General features: G+C 73.1%; 19 protein-coding genes. 9 read left to right on the forward strand and 10 right to left on the reverse strand.

The genetic code is table 11. The annotated features are described in order from the left end of the window. Positions 1 to 29: 29 nt before the first annotated feature. Entirely contained in the window at positions 30 to 464 is a 435-nt protein-coding gene (arfB, locus tag ACK8N7_RS15940) for an alternative ribosome rescue aminoacyl-tRNA hydrolase ArfB (RefSeq protein WP_403216942.1), read from the reverse strand. Between the two features lie 193 nt (positions 465 to 657). Here arfB and ACK8N7_RS15945 point away from each other — a divergent pair, with 193 nt between their 5' ends. Beyond that, the gene (locus ACK8N7_RS15945; RefSeq protein ID WP_015610328.1) at positions 658 to 1,233 is read left to right on the forward strand and encodes a TerD family protein; all 576 of its coding nucleotides are present in this window, start codon (positions 658 to 660) and stop codon (positions 1,231 to 1,233) included. A 293-nt stretch (positions 1,234 to 1,526) separates the two neighbouring features. After that, on the forward strand, positions 1,527 to 3,146 hold the full coding sequence (locus ACK8N7_RS15950) for a M4 family metallopeptidase (RefSeq protein WP_500442863.1): 1,620 nt from the start codon (positions 1,527 to 1,529) through the stop codon (positions 3,144 to 3,146). A 28-nt stretch (positions 3,147 to 3,174) separates the two neighbouring features. On the opposite strand, the gene ACK8N7_RS15955 is transcribed toward ACK8N7_RS15950, so the two are convergent. The 4 genes from ACK8N7_RS15955 to ACK8N7_RS15970 form a co-directional block, all read right to left on the reverse strand. Continuing rightward, complete coding sequence (locus ACK8N7_RS15955) at positions 3,175 to 4,572, reverse strand: M1 family metallopeptidase (RefSeq protein WP_500442865.1); 1,398 nt, start codon at positions 4,570 to 4,572, stop codon at positions 3,175 to 3,177. 177 nt (positions 4,573 to 4,749) lie between these two features. Further along, the gene (locus tag ACK8N7_RS15960; RefSeq protein WP_500442867.1) at positions 4,750 to 6,018 is read right to left on the reverse strand and encodes a YncE family protein; all 1,269 of its coding nucleotides are present in this window, start codon (positions 6,016 to 6,018) and stop codon (positions 4,750 to 4,752) included. Then, positions 6,015 to 6,611, reverse strand: coding sequence for an ankyrin repeat domain-containing protein (locus tag ACK8N7_RS15965; protein WP_403216950.1), 597 nt, complete (start codon positions 6,609 to 6,611; stop codon positions 6,015 to 6,017). The genes ACK8N7_RS15960 and ACK8N7_RS15965 overlap by 4 nt, the downstream gene beginning before the upstream one ends. Before the next feature lie 46 nt (positions 6,612 to 6,657). Beyond that, a complete protein-coding gene (locus tag ACK8N7_RS15970; protein WP_500442869.1) occupies positions 6,658 to 7,215 on the reverse strand; it encodes a GlcG/HbpS family heme-binding protein in 558 nt (185 codons plus the stop codon). A gap of 260 nt (positions 7,216 to 7,475) precedes the next feature. On the opposite strand from ACK8N7_RS15970, the gene ACK8N7_RS15975 reads away from it, so the two are divergent. Together ACK8N7_RS15975 and ACK8N7_RS15980 are read left to right on the forward strand one after the other, a co-directional pair. Next, positions 7,476 to 8,834: a sensor histidine kinase gene (locus ACK8N7_RS15975; protein ID WP_500442871.1), complete on the forward strand. Its 1,359-nt coding sequence runs from the start codon at positions 7,476 to 7,478 to the stop codon at positions 8,832 to 8,834. Next, entirely contained in the window at positions 8,831 to 9,475 is a 645-nt protein-coding gene (locus ACK8N7_RS15980) for a response regulator (RefSeq protein ID WP_500442873.1), read from the forward strand. Before ACK8N7_RS15975 ends, ACK8N7_RS15980 begins: the two co-directional genes overlap by 4 nt. Positions 9,476 to 9,509: 34 nt before the next feature. Here the strand turns inward: ACK8N7_RS15980 and ACK8N7_RS15985 are convergent, their stop codons facing one another. Beyond that, entirely contained in the window at positions 9,510 to 9,809 is a 300-nt protein-coding gene (locus ACK8N7_RS15985; protein WP_500442875.1) for a hypothetical protein, read from the reverse strand. Between the two features lie 102 nt (positions 9,810 to 9,911). Here ACK8N7_RS15985 and ACK8N7_RS15990 point away from each other — a divergent pair, with 102 nt between their 5' ends. After that, the gene (locus ACK8N7_RS15990) at positions 9,912 to 10,409 is read left to right on the forward strand and encodes a hypothetical protein (RefSeq protein ID WP_355084720.1); all 498 of its coding nucleotides are present in this window, start codon (positions 9,912 to 9,914) and stop codon (positions 10,407 to 10,409) included. A gap of 85 nt (positions 10,410 to 10,494) precedes the next feature. On the opposite strand, the gene ACK8N7_RS15995 is transcribed toward ACK8N7_RS15990, so the two are convergent. Beyond that, the gene (locus ACK8N7_RS15995) at positions 10,495 to 11,196 is read right to left on the reverse strand and encodes a pentapeptide repeat-containing protein (protein WP_403216960.1); all 702 of its coding nucleotides are present in this window, start codon (positions 11,194 to 11,196) and stop codon (positions 10,495 to 10,497) included. 119 nt (positions 11,197 to 11,315) lie between these two features. On the opposite strand from ACK8N7_RS15995, the gene ACK8N7_RS16000 reads away from it, so the two are divergent. After that, complete coding sequence (locus ACK8N7_RS16000) at positions 11,316 to 12,509, forward strand: NAD(P)-binding protein (protein ID WP_500442877.1); 1,194 nt, start codon at positions 11,316 to 11,318, stop codon at positions 12,507 to 12,509. A gap of 111 nt (positions 12,510 to 12,620) precedes the next feature. Then, positions 12,621 to 13,622 carry a zinc-binding dehydrogenase gene (locus ACK8N7_RS16005; protein WP_500442879.1) on the forward strand — a complete coding sequence of 334 codons (1,002 nt, stop codon included), beginning with the start codon at positions 12,621 to 12,623 and terminating at the stop codon, positions 13,620 to 13,622. Between the two features lie 104 nt (positions 13,623 to 13,726). Here the strand turns inward: ACK8N7_RS16005 and ACK8N7_RS16010 are convergent, their stop codons facing one another. Beyond that, positions 13,727 to 14,737 (reverse strand): aminoglycoside phosphotransferase family protein, encoded by a 1,011-nt coding sequence (locus ACK8N7_RS16010; RefSeq protein ID WP_500442880.1) that lies wholly within the window; start codon positions 14,735 to 14,737, stop codon positions 13,727 to 13,729. A 34-nt stretch (positions 14,738 to 14,771) separates the two neighbouring features. On the opposite strand from ACK8N7_RS16010, the gene ACK8N7_RS16015 reads away from it, so the two are divergent. Both ACK8N7_RS16015 and ACK8N7_RS16020 read left to right on the forward strand, forming a co-directional pair. Continuing rightward, on the forward strand, positions 14,772 to 15,527 hold the full coding sequence (locus ACK8N7_RS16015; RefSeq protein ID WP_500442882.1) for a rhomboid-like protein: 756 nt from the start codon (positions 14,772 to 14,774) through the stop codon (positions 15,525 to 15,527). A gap of 109 nt (positions 15,528 to 15,636) precedes the next feature. After that, complete coding sequence (locus ACK8N7_RS16020) at positions 15,637 to 17,037, forward strand: NAD(P)/FAD-dependent oxidoreductase (protein ID WP_500442884.1); 1,401 nt, start codon at positions 15,637 to 15,639, stop codon at positions 17,035 to 17,037. Between the two features lie 7 nt (positions 17,038 to 17,044). On the opposite strand, the gene ACK8N7_RS16025 is transcribed toward ACK8N7_RS16020, so the two are convergent. Both ACK8N7_RS16025 and ACK8N7_RS16030 read right to left on the reverse strand, forming a co-directional pair. Further along, a complete protein-coding gene (locus ACK8N7_RS16025; RefSeq protein ID WP_500442886.1) occupies positions 17,045 to 17,779 on the reverse strand; it encodes a class E sortase in 735 nt (244 codons plus the stop codon). 135 nt (positions 17,780 to 17,914) lie between these two features. Continuing rightward, a complete protein-coding gene (locus ACK8N7_RS16030) occupies positions 17,915 to 18,361 on the reverse strand; it encodes a MarR family winged helix-turn-helix transcriptional regulator (protein ID WP_403216972.1) in 447 nt (148 codons plus the stop codon). Between the last annotated feature and the right edge of the window lie 134 nt (positions 18,362 to 18,495).

Below are 18,495 nucleotides of genomic sequence, written 5' to 3' on the forward strand. Positions count from 1 at the left end.
GCTGGGGTGACGGGGCGTGGGCCCCGCCGTCACCAGTCCCGGCCCGAGCGGCCGCGCTTGGTGTCGCCGCGCTGCTTCTTCTCGCGCAGCCGGCGCTCGTTGATCCCGCGCGGGATCTTGCGCTTGACCCGCGGCTTGGGCGGCGGCGCCGTGGCCTCGGCCAGGAGCGCGGCGAGCCGGACGGCGGCCGTCTCACGGTTGCGCCACTGGGAACGGTGCTCGGAGGCGCGTACGGCGATCACCCCGCCCACCAGCCTGCCCGCCAGCCGCTCCAGCGCCCGCGCCTTCCAGACACCGGGGAGCGCGTCGGTCGCCGCCAGGTCGAAGCGCAGCTCCACCTGGGAGTCGCTGGTGTTGACGTGCTGGCCGCCGGGCCCGGAGGAGCGGGAGAAACGCCACATGAGCTCGGCCTCCGGAAGGGAGACCGAGCCGCGGATGACATAGGGCCCGGACATGACACCCATGTTCCCCGCCCCACACCCCCTTCGTCACCTTCTTTTGCACCCGGACGCCTCTTCCCGGAGTCTCATCAGGAGGAAGTTCGGCAAAGAAAGTAAAGCGAACAGGAACCTCATGGTCTGCTGACTGCGTTAGGACGGGTGACGGTAGCTTTCGTGATGGCACGAAGCCCGCACACGACGAGGAAAGGGACATCCCATGGCTGTAAGCCTGTCCAAGGGCGGCAACGTCTCGCTCACCAAGGAGGCCCCGGGCCTGACCGCCGTCACGGTCGGCCTCGGCTGGGACGTCCGCACCACCACCGGCACCGACTTCGACCTCGACGCCTCGGCGATCGCGGTCACCCCGGCGGGGAAGGTCGTCTCCGACGGCCACTTCGTCTTCTTCAACAACAAGTCGACGCCGGACCAGACCATCGTCCACACCGGTGACAACGTCACGGGTGAGGGCGAGGGCGACGACGAGCAGATCAACGTCAACCTGGCGGGTCTCCCGGCCGACGTGGACAAGATCGTCTTCCCGGTCTCCATCTACGACGCCGAGAACCGCAGCCAGAACTTCGGCCAGGTCCGGAACGCGTTCATCCGCATCCTCAACCAGGCCGGCGGCGCCGAGATCGCCCGCTACGACCTGAGCGAGGACGCCGCCACCGAGACCGCCATGGTCTTCGGCGAGCTCTACCGCAACGGTGCCGAGTGGAAGTTCCGCGCGGTCGGCCAGGGTTACGCCTCCGGCCTGAGCGGCATCGCCCGCGACTTCGGCGTCAACCTCTGACCCGAACGCACCACATCTCCACATCTCCACATCTCCACATCTGCACATCACGCACGGGAGCCCCCGGCCACGCAGACGGCCGGGGGCTCCCGTGCGTGATGTGCCGTCAACTCGCGTGTACGGCACACCAAAATCACGCCACTCCGCCGAATACCGGACGCCACAGCACCCCAGTCGGACAAGAAGTGGTCAAAAACCTGTGAGGCAATTGTCGGCACACCGTCAATTTCACTCATTCGGTGGCACGCTCTCCGCTCGTAGTCCCCCCACAGGACGACCAACGGAGAACACACGTGAACCTCCACACCACCCCCCACAACTCCCGCGCCAACCGCACCACCCGCACCACCCGTCGGCTCGCAGCACTCGCGGCGGTCGCCGCGATGGTGGTCGCCGGAGTGCAGACCGGTTCCGCGGTCGCCACCCCCGGTGAGAGCGACGGCCCCTCGGCCGCACCCTCCACGGCGGCCGCGCTCGGCGTGAACCCCTCGGCCCAGCGCGCCACCGCCATCAGGTCGGCGCAGGCGGAGACCGCTCCGGTGGCGAAGGCCCTGAAGCTCGGCGCCCAGGAGAAGCTGATCGTCCGTGACGTCATCACGGACGCCCGGGGCACGGTGCACACCCGCTACGAACGCACCTACGCCGGCCTGCCGGTCCTCGGCGGCGACCTGGTCACGCACACCGCCGCCGACTCCACGCTGAAGAGCGTGGACAGGGCGACGACGGCGAAGATAGCCGTGGCCTCGACCACGCCGAAGCTGAAGAGCACGGCGGCCGGGGCCCGCAAGGTGATCTGGGCAGGCAGCGGAAAGCCCGCGCTCGCCTTCGAGACCGTGAAGACCGGCGTGCAGAAGGACGGCACGCCGAGCCGGGTCCACACCATCACCGACGCCACGACCGGCAAGAAGCTGCACAGCTACGAGGCGGTCGAGACCGGTACCGGCAACAGCCAGTACAGCGGCGAGGTCGAGATCACCACCACGAAGACCGACGCGGGCTTCGAGCTGACCGACGGCGACCGCGGCGGCCACAAGACGTACGACCTGAACCAGGGCTCGTCCGGCACCGGCGCACTCGTCACGGACGACGACGACACCTGGGGCGACGGCACCGGCGACGACCGGCAGACCGCCGCCGTCGACGCCCACTACGGCGCCGCGAAGACCTGGGACTTCTACAGGAGCGCGCTCGGCCGCGACGGCATCGCTGGCGACGGCAAGGCCGCCTACTCCCGGGTCCACTACGGCAACGCGTACGTCAACGCCTTCTGGGACGACAGCTGCTTCTGCATGACCTACGGCGACGGCGAGGGCGACAAGAGCGCGCTCACCGCCATCGACGTCGCGGGCCACGAGATGACCCACGGCCTCACCTCCGCCACCGCGAACCTGGACTACGCGGGCGAGTCCGGCGGCCTCAACGAGGCGACCAGCGACATCCTCGGCACCTCGGTGGAGTTCTTCGCCGACAACGCGTCCGACGCCGGGGACTACCTCATCGGCGAGAAGATCGACATCAACGGCGACGGCACCCCGCTGCGCTACATGGACCAGCCCAGCAAGGACGGCAGCTCGGCCGACTACTGGGACGAGAACCTCGGCAACCTGGACGTCCACCACTCCTCCGGCGTCGCCAACCACTTCTTCTACCTCCTGTCCGAGGGCAGCGGAAAGAAGACGGTCAACGGCGTCGACTACGACTCCCCGACCTCCGACGGCTCGACGCTGACGGGCATCGGCCGGGAGAAGGCGTACCAGATCTGGTACAAGGCCCTCTCCGTGTACATGACCTCCACCACCGACTACGCGGGCGCGCGCGTCGCGACCGAGAAGGCGGCGACCGACCTGTTCGGCGCGGACAGCGAGGAGCTGAAGGCGGTCTCGGCCACCTGGACCGGGGTCGACGTCAAGTAACACCTGCGGTTGTGTACGGGGAAGCCGGTCAGCCCTCCTCGGGTGGCCGGCTTTCGCCGTACAGCCAGGCGCCCCACAGCCCCGTCAGGTCCTGGCCCGTCTCCTCCTCCACGTACGCGGTGAAGTCGTCGGTCGAGGCGTTCCCGTGCCGGTGCGCCTTGGTCCACCCCCTGACCAGGGCGAAGAACGCCTTGTCGTCGTCGATCGCGAGCCGGAGCCGGTGGACGGCCATGGCCCCGCGCCCGTACACCGGCGCGTCGGACAGATCGACGGCGGCGGGCGGTTCGGCGGGCGGGAAGGCCCAGTTGGCGTCGTCCTCGTACGCCTCGTCAAAGCTGTCCCCGACCGGTACGCCCTCGTGGTCGGCGGCCCAGAGCCACTCCGCGTACGTGGCGAAGCCCTCGTTGAGCCACATGTCCCGCCAGGTCGCGGGGGTGACGGAGTTGCCGAACCACTGGTGGGCCAGCTCGTGGACGAGGAGCGCGGTATCGGGCGGGCCGGGGAAGACGGGCCGGTTCTGGGTCTCCAGGGCGTACGTCGAGTCGCCCGTGCGCTCCACGATCGCCCCGGCGGAGGTGAAGGGGTACGGGCCGAACTTCTCGGCCGACCATGCGAGTACGTCCGGGATCCGCGCCAGCACTTCCTTGCTCGCGGCCGCCGACTCCGGGTCCACGGCGGTGAACAGCCGGATGCCGTCGGGCGTGCGCGACTGCTGCGTGGTGAACCGCCCCACGGCGACGGTCGCCAGATAGCTCGCCATCGGTTCGACGGTCCGCCAGCGGAAGGCGGTACGGCCGTCGGCTGTGCTCCGGGACACCAGCTCCCCGTTGGAGACGGCCGTCAGCGGGTCGGGGACGGTGACCTCGATGTCGTACGCGGCCTTGTCGCTCGGGTGGTGGTTGCCGGGGAACCAGGCCATCGAACCGGTCGGCTCACCGAGGGCGACCGCGCCGTCCGCCGTCCGCAGCCAGCCCTCCTTCCCGCCGTCCGCGTCCGTGATGGCCTGCGGGGCGCCGGAATAGCGCACGACGGTGGTGAACGTGCGCCCCTTGCGCAGCCGGTCCTCCACCACCCCGCCCGGACGGATCGTCAGCTCCTTGCCCGCCCGGTTCACGGCCGCCGACTTCCCCTCCACGGTGGCGCTCTCCACGTCGAGCCCGGCCAGGTCGAGGTGGAAGGCGCTCAGGTCCTGGGTGGCGCGGGCGGTGATCGTGGCCGTGCCGCGAAGCCGGTCGGCGGCCGGGTCGACGTCGAGCTCCAGGCCGTAGTGCGTGACGTCGTAGCCGCCGTTGCCGAGCCCCGGGAAGTACGGGTCGCGCACCCCGACCGCGCCCGGGGTCCCTTCGACCCCGCCGGAGCAGCCCGCGCCGAGGAGGACGAGGGCGAGCAGGAGGGGAGCGACGGCGGCCGGGGGTCGGTGGTTCACCGGTCGATCCTAGGCGCCGGGGGCCCGGGGCCCGTGGACGGGAGGAAGCCGCCCGCCCCGGGGGCGGGCGGCTGGGACGGGCTGGCGGCTGGGGCGGGCGGGCGGCTCCGGCTCGGGGACGGCTCGGGCTCAGTGCCCGGCGCGGTGCCCGGCTCAGTGCCCGGCGCGGAGGACGGCTCAGAGGACGGCGATACCGAGGGGCCGGTTGCCTGCCTCCAGCCGCACCGGCTCGCTCTTCCCTCCGTGTGCCACGTCGTCGAGGTCGACGACGGTGATCCCGTTCCAGTACCCGTCACGGGTGAACCCGCCGGTGACGTACGCCGTACGGCCGTCATCGGACACCGCCACGTCCTCGTGCGGCCCGTCCAGCGGGACGACCCGCTCCTTGCCGTCCGGGGTGCGGACGGTGAGCGAGGGGTCCTCGTCGTCCGAGCCGATCGGGCCGGTGCCGACGACGAGGAGGGTGCCGTCGGGGGCGAGGGCCGCGCCGTGCTGGTGCGTGTTCGCGGTCATGCGCTCGATCGCCACCTCGCCGGTGCGCGGGTCGAGGACCGCGAGCCGCTCCCCCTCGAACGGCAGCAGCAGCTTCCCGTCCTGGGGGCGTACGACGGCGTAGTGCGGCTTCAGCCAGGAGCCGAGCCCGCCCTCCGTTCCGTACGGGGCGACTTCCATACGCCGGGTCTTCAGTGTCCGCGCGTCCACGGCCGTCACGTCGAAGGAGTCGTGGCCGGTGGCGTACACCTCGCGGCCGTCCGGCGAGACGTCCACGTCGAAGGGGCGGCGGCCGACCGGAGCGGTCCCGGTGACCTCGCGGGTCGCGGTGTCGATGACTTCCACCGTGCCGTTGCCGTCGGGCAGGTTGACGCCGACGTAGACGTGCCGGCCGTCGGGGGCGAGGGCGATGCCCATGCCGCCGCCCCGGTACTCGCCGGTGGTGACCGGCCCGGTCTCCGTCTCGTACGGGACGAGCGCGAGCCGGGTCCGCCGCTGCGTGTCCACGACGGCGACGCCTTCGGCGGTGGCGACCCAGGCGCGGCCGTCCTCACCGACGACGAGGCCGTAGGGGGCGGTACCGACCTCGACCGAGCCGATGGCCTTGCCGCCCCGGCCCGAGCCGTCGCGCCCGGGGTCGACAAAGGTCACGGTGTCGCTGCCGAAGTCGGCTACGAGGAGGGTGCCGCGGGGGGTGCGGGCGGTGCCCTGGGAGGGGGCCGGCGAGGTCTTCGGGGCGGCGGAGGCAGTCGTTCCCGGCGCGTCCGGGGCGGCTTCCGTCGTGCCGGACGCGCCGGTGGTGCCGGTGGTGCCGGTGGTGCCGGTGGTGCCGGTCGCGCAGCCGGCGAGTACGGCGGCCGCGGCGAGCACCACCGTGAGCCGGCGCGCGCGGGAGGTGCGAGGTGTACGCGGAGGAACGGCGAGGGCGGCGCGGGGGCCGCGCACGCCGGTCACGCGGCGGCCCGCAGCAGCGCGGCGAGCTCCGCGAACCCGCGCCGCTCGGCGTGGGCCAGGGCCGTGACCCCGTCCCCGTCGGGCAGCCCCGGCGTGGCACCGGCCGCCAGCAGCGCCTCCACCACCTCCAGGTGCGCCCGGCCGCCGTCGCCGAGGATCACCGCCTCCAGCAGGGCGGTCCAGCCGAGCCGGTTGACGTGGTCCACGTCGATGTCGGTGAGGCGCAGCACCTCCCGTACGTACGCGACATGGCCGCGCTCGCTCGCGGGGATGAGCGCGATGCCGCCGAACCGGTTGCGCAGGGTCAGGTCGGGCCCGGCGGGCAGCAGGACGTGCAGCATCGCGACGCTGCCGGTGACACCGGTGGCCAGCCACGGGCTCTCCTCACGCCGGTCCTGGGCGTCCGGATCGGCCCCGGCCGCCACGAGCAGCCGGGCCGCCTCCACCCGGTCGCCGTGGACGGCGAGGAGCAGCGGGGTACGGAGCTCCTCGTCACGGGCGTCGACCCGGGCACCACCCTCGATCGCGGTGCGCACACCGTCGGTGTCGCCGGTGCGGGCGGCGGTGAGCAGGTCGTGATCGAGGGCGTTCATGGGTACTCCGTTCCGTGCGTACGAGCGGGCGTGCGTGCGTGCGTGACTACCGGGCGAGGGCCGCGACGCCCGCCTGGGCGAACTTCTCGTCGAGGTCGCCGCTGGGCGCGCCGGCCACCCCGATGCCCGCCACCGGGGCGCCCTTGACCTGCACCGGAGCGCCACCCGCGAGGAACAGGGTGCCAGGGATGTCCTTCAGGTTCGGGGTCTGCTCCAGGCGCTTGGCCAGCTCGGAGGTGGGGGCGTTCCAGGAGACGGCGGTGTACGCCTTCTTCACGGCCGACTCGGGGGACTGCGGGCCCGCTCCGTCGCCGCGCAGCGTCACGATGGTGTTGCCGTTGCGGTCGACGACGGCGACCGAGACGCGCTGGTTCTCCTTCTTCGCGGCGTCCAGCGTGGCCTGCGCGGCCTTGGTGGCGGCGGCCACGGTGAGGTGGGTGCTCTGCTGGAGGTTGCGGTTGTTCGTGTCGGCCTTGACAGCGGCGGCGGGGGCGGCGGCCGGGGCGGAAGCGCTCGCGGAGACGGCGCCGAAGGTCCCGGCCCCGAGGGCGGCGACGGCGACGGTACCGGTCAGGACACGGGCACGCAGCGACAGCTTCTTCATGGTGGCTCCTTGGTGGTTTCCGGGGCGGCCCGGTGGTTCGTCCGGGCGGTCCCGGCGTTTCGCTCTGGTATCGATCCTCCCGGCGGATCCGGGTCCGTACGGTCGACGTACCGGCTGGAAGGAACGGGCGGTACGGCCGACGCCCCCGTCAGCCGATCGGTTGATGCGGGGGTGACCGGATCGGGCCACCATGGAGGGATCAACGCAGGTCAAAACAGGTCTACGGGGCCCGGCGACAGGGAAGGTGAGGTACGTAAGAGGTGGACCACGGAAGTGATCCCCGGGACAGCGCCCCGCAGGACAGCGCTCCCCAAACCGGCGCTCCCCAGGACGCGGACGGAGACGGGCCCACCGGTCCCGACCCCGGCCCCGACCCTGGCTCGGCCCCCGGCTCGGACCCCGACGCCCGCTGGCTCGCGCTCCTCATGCACGCCGCGTTCTTCCTGCTGCTCGGCGCCTCGCTGACCCGGTTCCTGATGCGGCACCCGGGCGAGGCCCGTACGCCGTGGGTCATCGCCCTGTCGATCACCCTGGCCGTGCTCTACCTCCTGGGGCCCGTCCTCGGCTCGCGCCCCACCCCGCGCCGGCTCACCTGGCTCGGGGCCCTCGTCCTCGTCTGGATGGTGCTGGTCGTCCTCGCGCCGAGCTTCGCGTGGTGCGCGGTGCCGCTCTTCTACACCGGGCTGCGCATCCTGCCGCCGCGCGCGGCACTCGCCCTGGTGGCGCTGCTGACCGCGTTCGTGGTGGCCGCGCAACTGCGCCTGGCCACCGGGTTCGACCCGAACCTGGTGCTCGCCCCGCCCGCCGTGGCGGCCGTCGCGACCGCCGTGTTCGTCCATATGCAGCGCCAGGCCGTACGCCAACGGGAACTGGCGGCACGTCAGCGCGAGCTGATCGACGACCTGCTGCGGACCCGCCGCGAACTGGCCGCCACCGAGCGGCGTGAGGGGACCCTCGCCGAGCGCCAGCGGCTCTCCATGGAGATCCACGACACCCTCGCGCAGGGCCTGTCCAGCCAGCAGATGCTGCTCCAGGCAGCCGACCGCACCTGGAGCGCCGACCCGGACGCGGCCCGCCGCCACGTCCGTACGGCCACCGGCATCGCGGAACGCAACCTCGCCGAGGCCCGCCGCTTCGTCCACGACCTGGCCCCGGCCGATCTGGCGGAGGGCGGCGGCCTGGAGGCGGCCCTGCACGCGCTGGCGGCCCGCGAAACGGCCCAGGCGCAGGGGGCACTCACCGTCCGCTGCCATGTGGAGGGCACCCCGCACGCCCCGCTGCCTGACCGGGTGCAGTCCGCCCTGCTGCGCATCGGGCAAGGGGCCCTCGCCAACGTACGGGAGCACTCCGGCGCCACCGCCGCCGGGCTGACCCTGACCCACCTGGACGACCGGGTGGTCCTGGACATCGGCGACAACGGCCGCGGTTTCACCGCGGAGTCCGGAGCCGTCCGCAGCCCCCACACCGTCCGCGGCCACGGGCTCCCCGCGATCCGCGCCCGGGTGCACCAGCTCGGCGGAACACTGACGATCGAGTCGGCGCCGGGCGAGGGCACGGTGCTCTCGGCCGAGATTCCGCTCGCACACCCCGCCCTCACCGCCCCGGAGGCCCCCGCATGACCGGCCAAAGCCAGCAGACGCGCCCCGTACGCATCCTCCTCTGCGACGACCACGTGGTCGTCCGCGCCGGCCTGCTGGCCCTCCTCGGCAGCGAAGCGGACATCGAGGTCGTCGGCGAGGCGGGCAGCGGCGAGGAGGCGGTGGTGCTCGCCGCCCGCCTCACCCCGGACGTCGTCCTCATGGACCTCCAGCTCGGCGAGGGCATCGACGGCGTCGAGGCGACCCGCCGCATCGCGGCCGACGGCACGGTCCACGTCCTGGTGCTGACCACGTACGACACCGACGCCGACATCACCCGCGCCATCGAGGCCGGCGCCACCGGCTACCTGCTGAAGGCGGAACGCCCGGAGGAGCTCTTCGCCGCCATCCGCTCGGCCGCCCAGGGCCGCACCACGCTCTCGGCCCCCGTCGCCAGCCGGGTCATGGCCCGGATGCGCAGCCCCCGCCCCACCCTCACCGACCGCGAACGCGACATCCTGGCCCAGCTCTCCCAGGGCCTCGGCAACCGCGACATCGCCCGCGCCCTCTTCATCAGCGAGGCCACGGTCAAGACCCACCTGGGCCGGATCTACGACAAGCTCGGCGTCGACACCCGCGCGGGCGCGGTCTCGGTGGCGAAGGAGCAGCGGCTGCTGCCGTGAACCGGGCGGGGCCGGGCCCCGCCCGGACCTGCCGTCAGCTCTCGTCGAACACCGCATCGGCGGTAGGCGCGGTGATGGCACGCTCGAACCACACGCCGAGTACGGCGAGGTCGGTGCAGGTGGTGATGCGCTGCCGCGCTGCGTCCGGGACGGCGACACCGCGCACCGCGAGAATCCGCAGGATGTCCTCGCCGCGGACTTCCACGCGCCCCGCGTCACGGAAGGATTCGGCGACGAAGCCACGGAAGTGACTGAGACCAGTGCCCACCCGGCGAAATGATCCCGGATTCTTCTGGAAGATCCGATGATGAGCCGCATGAGGCGAACTGACCATATGCCGGAGACCAGGGAAGTGGTGGCATATGCTTGAGGCATACCCGATCTCGTTCACCCGATCGTGTGGGCCCACCCCGACCGGGCATGACACCATCGATCCGTGCTCGACATCGGCTACTCCCTCTCCCGCCGCTTCCCCGACCCCCCGCAGACCGACTACCGCCGCGCGGACGTCCGCGCGCTGCGGCACGATCTGTTCTCCGGTGACGTCTACCTCGCGGACACCAAGGCGGACCGTGAGGTGTCCACAGCCTGGGGATGGGTTCCGGTGCTCGACTTCGCGTGGGCGCTGTGCGACATCATCGAGCAGATCGACCAGGACCCGCGCGGCAACCGCTCGCACCGGCGGCAGTACGCGGAGCTGGACTTCACCGAGTCCTCGGACGTCATGATCTTCGAACGGCGCTTCGGCTGGGTCGACGTCGAGGCGGACTGGATGCCCGGCGACGAGCCCCCGCTCACCTTCGGCCACTCCCTGCTGCGCCGCGAGGCCCGCGACTTCCTGCACGACCTGATCGCCGACCTGGCCGACATGCACGACGGCCTCGCCGACAACCCCGTGATCTGGGACCTCCAGGCCCGCTTCCCCCGCATCTGACCGCCCGCCCCCACGGACGCGTCACCCTCTCCGCCAGTGCCCTCGCGGACGCGTCACCCCATGCATCCGCGCCTCCACCGACGTATCACCCCTCCACCCGCACCCCGATCTGCGCCGCGAACGCCGGGGCCAGCTCCATCAGCTGTGCCGGGCTGATCACCGCGCCCGCCAGCCGCTCCACGCCGCGCGCGATGTCCAGCTCGGCCACCGTCCGCAGGTCCACGGACTCCATCCGCACCGCGCTGAAGTCGGCCCGCTTCAGCACGCAGTCCCGGAACTCCACCCGCACCAGGTGCGCGTCACCGAAATCGGGCTCGGAGAGCACGCAGCCCTCGAAGACCACGTCCTTCAGCCGGGCCTTGCGCAGGTTCAGGTAGTCGATCTTCCCGCCGCGCACCACCACCCGCTCCAGCACCGCCCCGTGCAGCTGCACCCCGCCCAGGCGCGCGTCCACCACCTCCACGTCCCGCAGCGACGCCCCCGCGAGGTCGGTGCCCACGCCCCGTACGCCCGTCAGCACCGAGTCGATGAAGCGGGCCCGCACCAGCTCCGTACGGTCGAGGGCGCAGTTCTCCAGCGCGCAGTCCATGAACCGCGCGCCCGGCCCCACCGCGTCCGCCAGGTCCACCCCGTCGAACCGCACCCCGTCGTAGTCGCCGTCCGGCTCCAGGCCCTCGCCCCCGTACGGAACGAGCGGCGGCAGCCGCACCTCCGGGCGCCGCGCCGGCGCGATGGTGTCCTTCTTGGCCCTGGTCCTGCCCGTTCCCCTGCTCGCACTCGCTGCCATGCCCCCATCGTGACGCACCCCACTGACAACGCCCCGACGCCCGCACACCCCCACGCCCCATGTCACATACCGCCGCCCCCGATCCGTCGCATCATCAAAGAAGCGAAGGAGTCCCAGCCATGGAGCACATCCACGTCGTCGGCGGCGGCCTCGCCGGGCTCACCGCCGCGATCACCGCGGCCGAATCCGGCGCCCGGGTCACCCTGCACGAGAGCCACCGGACGCTCGGCGGCCGGGCCAGGACCGCGGAGGGCCCGTACCGCACCAACGAGGGCCCCCACGCCCTCTACCGAGGCGGGCCCCACCACACCTGGCTGGCCCGCCGCGAGCTCCTCGGCCCCGTCGTCCCCGTACCGCCCCTCGAAGGCCTCCGCTTCCGCTTCCGGCGCTCGGGGGCCGCCCGCCGGACCCCGCCCGTGGCCCTGCTGCGGCTCGCCCGCCGCAGTGCCCGCACGGCTTCGGTGGACGCCGGCTTCCTGGACTGGGCCACCGGCCAGGTCGGCGAGGAGGGCGCCCGGGCCGCCGCGAACTTCGCCGCCGCCGCGCTCTTCCACCACGACCCCGGTGCGCTCTCCGCCCGGTTCGTCCAGGAGCGCCTGGTCCGGCTCGCCTCGCTCCCGCCAGAGGCCCGCTACCCGGCCGGCGGCTGGGGCCGGCTCGTCGAGCGGCTGGCCGGCCACGCCCGCGCCCTCGGGATCGCCGTCGAGACGGCCGCCCGCGTCGACACCCGTACGCTCGGCGAACTGTCCCGCACCGGACCGGTCGTCGTCGCCACCTCCCTCGACGCCGCCCGCACCCTCCTCGACGACGCGTCCCTCACCTGGGAGAGCGGCCGCACCGTCCTCGTGGACCTGGCCGTGCGCACCCGGCGCGGCGACGCGTTCGTCGTGTCCGACCTGGACGCGCCCGGCTGGCTGGAGCGGTTCACCGCCCAGGACCCCGGCCTCGCCCCGCCCGGGGAGCAGCTGCTCCAGGGCCAGTTCCCGATCGGCCCCGACGCACGCAGGGCGGAGGGGACCGCCCGCGCCGAGGAACTCCTCGACCTCGGCTTCCCCGGCTGGCGGGAGCGCACCACCTGGCGCAGCGAAGCCCTCGCCGACGGCCGCACCGGGGCCGTCGACCGCCCCGGCACCACCTGGCGGGACCGGCCCTCCGTCGTCCGGGGCGACGGCATCTTCCTGGCGGGCGACCAGGTCGCCGCCCCCGGGCTCCTCAGCGAGGTCTCCTTCACCAGCGGCATCGAAGCCGCGCTGCTCGCGGTGAAGGCCGCCGGCCGGCGCCCCGGATCCGGGGTTGACCTCAACCGAACCTGAGGTACGAGGGTGAGGCACAGCCCGCCCCCAGGGTGGGAGCACCGTCCGCCCCCGAGACAGGGGGCACAGCCCGCCCCCGAGAGAGGGGGCGCCGCCCGAGGGAGCCCCTTCATGCACGCCATCCGCCTCCACACCTTCGGCCCCGCCGAGAACCTCACGTACGAACGGGCCGAGGACCCCGTCCCCGGCCCCGGCCAGGTCCGCATCGCCGTCGAGGCGGCCGGCGTGCACCTCCTGGACACCGCCCTGCGGGAAGGGGAGAGCGGCCCCTACCCGGCGCCCGTCGCACTTCCCACCGTTCCCGGCCGCGAGGTCGCCGGAACCGTCGAGTCGCTCGGCGAGGGCACGGACACCGGCTGGCTCGGCAAGCGCGTCGTCGCCCACATCGGCACGGCACCGGGCGGCTACGCCGAACTCACCGTCACCGAGGCCGACCGGCTCCACGAGATCCCCGGGGAACTCGGTGCCGCCGAGGCCGTCGCCATGATCGGAACCGGCCGCACCACCCTCGGCATTCTCGGCTTCACCGACCTCGGCCCCGGCTCCGTGGCCGTCGTCACCGCGGCGGCGGGCGGGATCGGGACCCTCCTCGTCCAGTACGCGAAGAACGCCGGGGCCACCGTGATCGCCCTGGCCGGGGGCCCGGCCAAGGTGGGCAGGGCGGAGGCGAACGGCGCCGACCTCGCCCTCGACTACACCCTCCCGAACTGGCCAGACCACGCCCGCGCCTTCCTCGACGCGACCGGCCGGTGGGCCACCGTCGTCTACGACTCCGTCGGCGGGACCACCGCCCGCAGCGCCGTCGGCCTGCTCGGCAAGGGCGGGCAGCACATCGTCTACGGCTGGTCCGGCGAGGGCCTCCACGACGGGCAGCCGCTCACCTTCACCCCTCAGGAGCTGGCGGAGCGCGCCATCACCTCCGGCTCCGTCCTCGGGCCCCAGCTGGTCGAGCGGGGCGGCGGCCTGCGCGCCCTGGAGACCCGCGCCCTCGCCGAGGCCGCCGCCGGCCGGCTGCGCCCCGCCGTCCAGCGCTACCCGCTCGCCGAAGCGGGCGCCGCCCACCGCGCGCTGGAGACGCGCGGCACGATCGGCAAGGTGGTGCTGGAGCCGTGACCGGCTCGCCCCGGTGACCGGGGCCGGTACCGGCTCCAGAACCCGAACCGGAACAGGGAGCACGACCGAGAGCGGCCGCCCCAGCCGTCACCGCCCTCCAACCGTCACCGCCCCGCCAGCAACCGCCGCACGATCTCCGCATGGTCCGGGGCCAGTTCCCGCTCCCCGTCCCCGATGGCCCACACCGCGTTCTGGAGCACCCGCCCCAGCGTCCAGGCCCGCGCCCGCCCCCGGTCCCGCTCCATGCCCAGTGCCTCGGTCAACGCGTCGAACCGCCACACCACCTCCCCGGCGTCGAACAGGTTGTCCAGCGCCGGGAACACCTCGAACCCCGGGTCCCCCGCCAGGGGCTTGGGGTCGAGCGCCACCCACTCCCCCGCACGCCCCGCGTCGGCCCGCCCCGCCAGGATGCTGTCGTAGTGCAGGTCCCAGTGGAGCAACCGGTCCCCCGGCTCACCCGCCACCTCCCGCACCGCCGCCGCGCAGTCCGCGAGCAGCCGCCGCTCCGAGGCGTCCGCCAGCCGCCCCACCGCCTCCGGAGCCGCCGCCAGCATCCGCTCCACCGCATCGTCCAGCGTGCGCAGCCCCTCCGGCGCGGGCACAGCCGCCAGCCGGGCCAGCACCGCACCGAGCACGCCGACCGCCTCTCGCGCCCCAGCCACATCAACCGCACCATTGGCCCCACCGACACCACCACCACCAACCCCGGCAGCCCCACCAACACCACCCCCAGCGCCCCGGCCTCCCCCGGCCACCCCCGACAACGGCCGCCCCTCATCGAGCCGTTCCAGCAGCAGCGCCCCGGTCCCCGGGTCATGGCCGAGCACCCCCACCGCCCCGGCCCCCGCCGCACCCCACGCCCGCAGGGCGACCGGCTCGCCCACCGTCTCCTCGTCCACCAACTGGAGCTTCAGCGCGGCCGGCACCCCGTCCGCCTCCCGCACCACTGGCAGGACCAGCGCGCACATGCCGTACATCGCGGCCCCGTCCCGCCGCAGCCCCCACTCCTCCAGGAACCGCCCGGCGAGGCCCGGCAGCGCGGCGACGAAGGCCCGCCCGGCCGCCCCGTTGTATGCGTACTGAGTGGCGATCAGTTCGTCCGGGATGTCAATCACGCCTCGGATCCTAGGGGCGTGCGTCAATCGGACCATGCCCCGAGAACAGCCGGGCCCCACCGCCGACGGCAACGGGAACTCCGCCGACTGCCGCACCCCCACCGGCCGCCACCGCGAGAAGACCCGCACCCCCACCGGCCGCCCCCGCGAGAACGCCCGGGTCACCGCCGTACGCCACTGGATCGCCACCGCCCCCGGCACGTACATCTGGCTGGCGTTCCTCTTCGTCACCACCGTCGTCCTGCACCGGATGTCCCCCGCCTTCGAGGAGGAGTTCCTGCGGGACCGCTCCACCAACCTCCACGAGCTGTCGCAGAACCCCGTCCGCGTCCTGATCACCAGCGCCCTGTGGATCGACGGCGGCCGCTGGCTCCCGTACGCCGTCCTGTTCACCCTCTTCCACGCCACCGCCGAACACTGGCTCGGCACGCTGCGCTGGCTCGCGGTCGCCGCCGCCGCGCACGTCGTGGCCACCCTGGTCAGCGAGGGGGTCCTCGCCTGGGCCATCCGGCAGGACCACGCCCCGCAGTCGGCCGCCGACACGCTGGACGTCGGGGTGAGTTACGCGCTCGCCGGGGTGATCGCCGTCCTCACCTACCGCGTCCCGCACCCCTGGCGGTACGTCTACGTCTTCGCCGTCCTCGTCTTCTACGGCATCCCCCTGGTCGCCGACGGCCGCACCTTCACCGACGTGGGCCACTTCACCGCCGTACTGACCGGCCTGGCCTGCCACCCGCTCGCCCGCGGCCGACGGAAGGCACAGGAGACGGAACACCCCGCCGCGCAGTAACGTCCCGCCACACATACGCTCGGCATCACACCAGGCACCGAAACACCGGCGGACTGCCACAGCGGCGGACTGCCACACCGGCACACCGGACAGGGACACCAGGGGCATCATGGGCACCGTCAGTACCGTCAACGGCGGCATATCGTTCTGGTACGCGCAGGAGGGCACCCCCGCCCCACGCGAACCCCTGCCCGGCGACGCGAGCGCCGACGTCTGCATCGTCGGCGGCGGCTACACCGGACTCTGGACGGCGTACTACCTGAAGAAGGCCGTCCCCTTCCTCAACATCACCGTGCTGGAAGCCAAGTTCTGCGGTTACGGGGCCTCCGGCCGTAACGGCGGCTGGCTGTACAACGGCATCGCGGGCCGCGAGCGGTACGCCAAGCTGCACGGCCACGACGCCGCCGTACGGCTCCAGAAGGCGATGAACGAGACGGTCGGCGAGGTCGTCCGGGCCGCCGCCGAGGAGAAGATCGAGGCCGACATCCACCAGGGCGGCGTCCTGGAGGTCGCCCACACCCCGGCGCAACTGGCCAGACTCCGGGACTTCCACAGCGTCGAGATCGCGTTCGGCGAGACCGACCGGGTCCTGCGCGGCGCCCGCGAGACCGCCGAGCGCGTCCATGTCACGGGCGCCGTCGGCTCCACCTGGACCCCGCACGGCGCCCGGCTGCACCCGGCCAAGCTGGTCAAGGGCCTCGCGGACGCCGTGGAGGCGCTCGGCGTCACCATCCACGAGTCGACCCCGGTCACCGAGATCAAGCCCAAGCACGCCGTCACCCCGTACGGCACGGTCCGCGCCCCCTACATCCTGCGCTGCACCGAGGGCTTCACGGCCGGCCTCAAGGGGCTCAAGCGGACCTGGCTCCCGATGAACTCCTCCATGATCGCCACCGAACCGCTGCCCGCCCGTATCTGGGACACCATCGGCTGGGAGGGCCGCGAGACCCTCGGCGACATGGCCCACGCCTACCTCTACGCCCAGCGCACCGCCGACGACCGCATCGCGCTCGGCGGCCGCGGCTACCCCTACCGCTACGGTTCCGCCACCGACAACGACGGCCGCACCCAGCCCGCCACCATCGAGGCCCTGCGCGACCTGCTGGTCCGCCTCTTCCCCACCACGGCGGGCGTCCGCATCGACCACGCCTGGTCCGGCGTCCTCGGCGTCCCCCGCGACTGGTGCGCCACCGTCACCCTGGACCGCTCCACGGGGCTCGGCTGGGCGGGCGGGTACGTCGGCTCCGGCGTAGCCACCGCCAACCTCGCCGCCCGCACCCTGCGCGACCTGATCCAGCAGGACTCCGGCCAGGCGGGCCCGACGGACCTGACCACCCTGCCCTGGGTCAACCACAAGGTCCGCCGCTGGGAACCGGAACCCTTCCGCTGGCTCGGCGTCCACGGCCTGTACGCCGCCTACCGCGCCGCCGACCGCCGCGAGACGACCTCACCCCGCCCCGGCACCGACCCCATCGCGAAGGCGGCGGACCGCATAGCGGGCCGCCACTGACCCGGGGCTAGGGCGCGTCCGTCTCCGTCACCAGCACGCCCACCTTGTCGATCCGGTGCTCGGGATTGCCGAGGGAGTCCCGCCAGAAGTTCCCGGCCGCGTCGTCCTCGGGCGTCGCGCAGGTGGAGATCGTGATCACCGCCCGGGCCGGCTCCGCCCCGGGCCGCCCCGGCACCTCGGCCCGCTGCTCGGCGAGGGAGCGCTCGCTGCGGAAGGAGGTCTGCCGGGTTTCGGTGATCTCGTACGTGTAGCGGGTGCCGCCCTCCGTCACGTGCACGGAATCGCCCTTGCCGAGATCCGGCAGATCACGCAGTACGCCTCCGGCGCTCAACCGGTGTGCGGTGACGAGGTAGTTGCCGACTTCTCCCGGCCCGACCCCGCCCTCCTCACCGTACGGACTGGAGGCGACGCCCCGGTCCTGGATCCGGCTGCCGGGCGGGTCGTCCGTCGTCCCCTCGTACGGCACGACGTCCAGGTCCGCGACCCCGATGGCGGGGATGGCAATGACAGCGGTCTCGGTACGGGGATCGGTGCGGTCGGCGGGAACGAGGGCCGCGGGGGTGTCGGTGCGGGGAGCAGCGGCGGTGGCCGTAGCCGGGGCCGTACGCGGGAGGGAAGAGGCCGGGGCCTTGTCATCGACCGCCCCCGGGGAGGCGCACCCGACGGCCGCCATCAGGACGACGGCACCGGCACAGGCCAGAGCCTTCGGAGCGGTACGAAGGCGGAGGCGGCGGAGGCGCATGGGCATCCCCATCGGTAACCGGCCCGGCCGGAAGGGGACGGGCCGCACGTTCGATCGGCCATCCCTCCCAGTACACCACCGCCCTCGCGATCCGCATGCGGGAGAGCGTGCGGGCGGGCGCGAACGCGGGGGGCCTCAGTCGCGGGGCCAGGGCCGCCCGTCGAGACGCTCGATGGAGAGGTTGAGACGGCTGAGCGAGGTCGCGAGCTGCTCCGCCTCCTCGGGCGTCCAGTCGGCCATGACCTTCGCCAGGCCCGCCAGGTTCCGGCTCCGGTCGCTGTCGAGCCTCCGCGCGCCCTCGTCGGTGATGGCGAACTTGCGGGCGATGCCCCCGTCGGGGTCCGGGATGCGCTCGACGACCCCGGCGCGGAGCATCGCGGCGGTCTGCCGGTTGAGGGTGGAGGCGTCCAGACCGAAGGCCTCGCCGAGCTGGCCGATGGACATGGGGCCCTCGACCTCGATCCGGCTGAGCAGGATGTAGGCGCTGCGGTCGAGCCGCCACTCCACGCGCGGGGTGAGCAGGTGCATGTACCGGCCGAGCAGCATGGTCTCGCGTTCGATCCGGTCGAGGGGCATGTCCACGCGTCCGCTTCCTTCGGCTCCGGCTCGCACCGCCACGGGGAGGGCGAGCTCACGACCAGGTATATCACGATAGATATGCACGATGCACATGATATGCATCATGCATATCCCATGTATCTTGCATAAGAGAACAC

Origin of the sequence: Streptomyces griseobrunneus, assembly GCF_046713465.1 — a bacterium.
GTDB classification, from domain to species: domain Bacteria; phylum Actinomycetota; class Actinomycetes; order Streptomycetales; family Streptomycetaceae; genus Streptomyces; species Streptomyces microflavus.

What these genes read in the sequence shown, in the direction of transcription:
- arfB (WP_403216942.1), bottom strand. Translation starts at nt 464, where the DNA reads ATGGGTGTCATGTCCGGGCCCTATGTCATCCGCGGCTCGGTCTCCCTT.
- ACK8N7_RS15945 (WP_015610328.1), top strand. Translation starts at nt 658, where the DNA reads ATGGCTGTAAGCCTGTCCAAGGGCGGCAACGTCTCGCTCACCAAGGAG.
- ACK8N7_RS15985 (WP_500442875.1), bottom strand. Translation starts at nt 9,809, where the DNA reads ATGGTCAGTTCGCCTCATGCGGCTCATCATCGGATCTTCCAGAAGAAT.
- ACK8N7_RS16020 (WP_500442884.1), top strand. Translation starts at nt 15,637, where the DNA reads ATGGGCACCGTCAGTACCGTCAACGGCGGCATATCGTTCTGGTACGCG.
- ACK8N7_RS16015 (WP_500442882.1), top strand. Translation starts at nt 14,772, where the DNA reads ATGCCCCGAGAACAGCCGGGCCCCACCGCCGACGGCAACGGGAACTCC.
- ACK8N7_RS15970 (WP_500442869.1), bottom strand. Translation starts at nt 7,215, where the DNA reads ATGAAGAAGCTGTCGCTGCGTGCCCGTGTCCTGACCGGTACCGTCGCC.
- ACK8N7_RS15965 (WP_403216950.1), bottom strand. Translation starts at nt 6,611, where the DNA reads ATGAACGCCCTCGATCACGACCTGCTCACCGCCGCCCGCACCGGCGAC.
- ACK8N7_RS16005 (WP_500442879.1), top strand. Translation starts at nt 12,621, where the DNA reads ATGCACGCCATCCGCCTCCACACCTTCGGCCCCGCCGAGAACCTCACG.
- ACK8N7_RS15995 (WP_403216960.1), bottom strand. Translation starts at nt 11,196, where the DNA reads ATGGCAGCGAGTGCGAGCAGGGGAACGGGCAGGACCAGGGCCAAGAAG.
- ACK8N7_RS16000 (WP_500442877.1), top strand. Translation starts at nt 11,316, where the DNA reads ATGGAGCACATCCACGTCGTCGGCGGCGGCCTCGCCGGGCTCACCGCC.
- ACK8N7_RS15980 (WP_500442873.1), top strand. Translation starts at nt 8,831, where the DNA reads ATGACCGGCCAAAGCCAGCAGACGCGCCCCGTACGCATCCTCCTCTGC.
- ACK8N7_RS16025 (WP_500442886.1), bottom strand. Translation starts at nt 17,779, where the DNA reads ATGCGCCTCCGCCGCCTCCGCCTTCGTACCGCTCCGAAGGCTCTGGCC.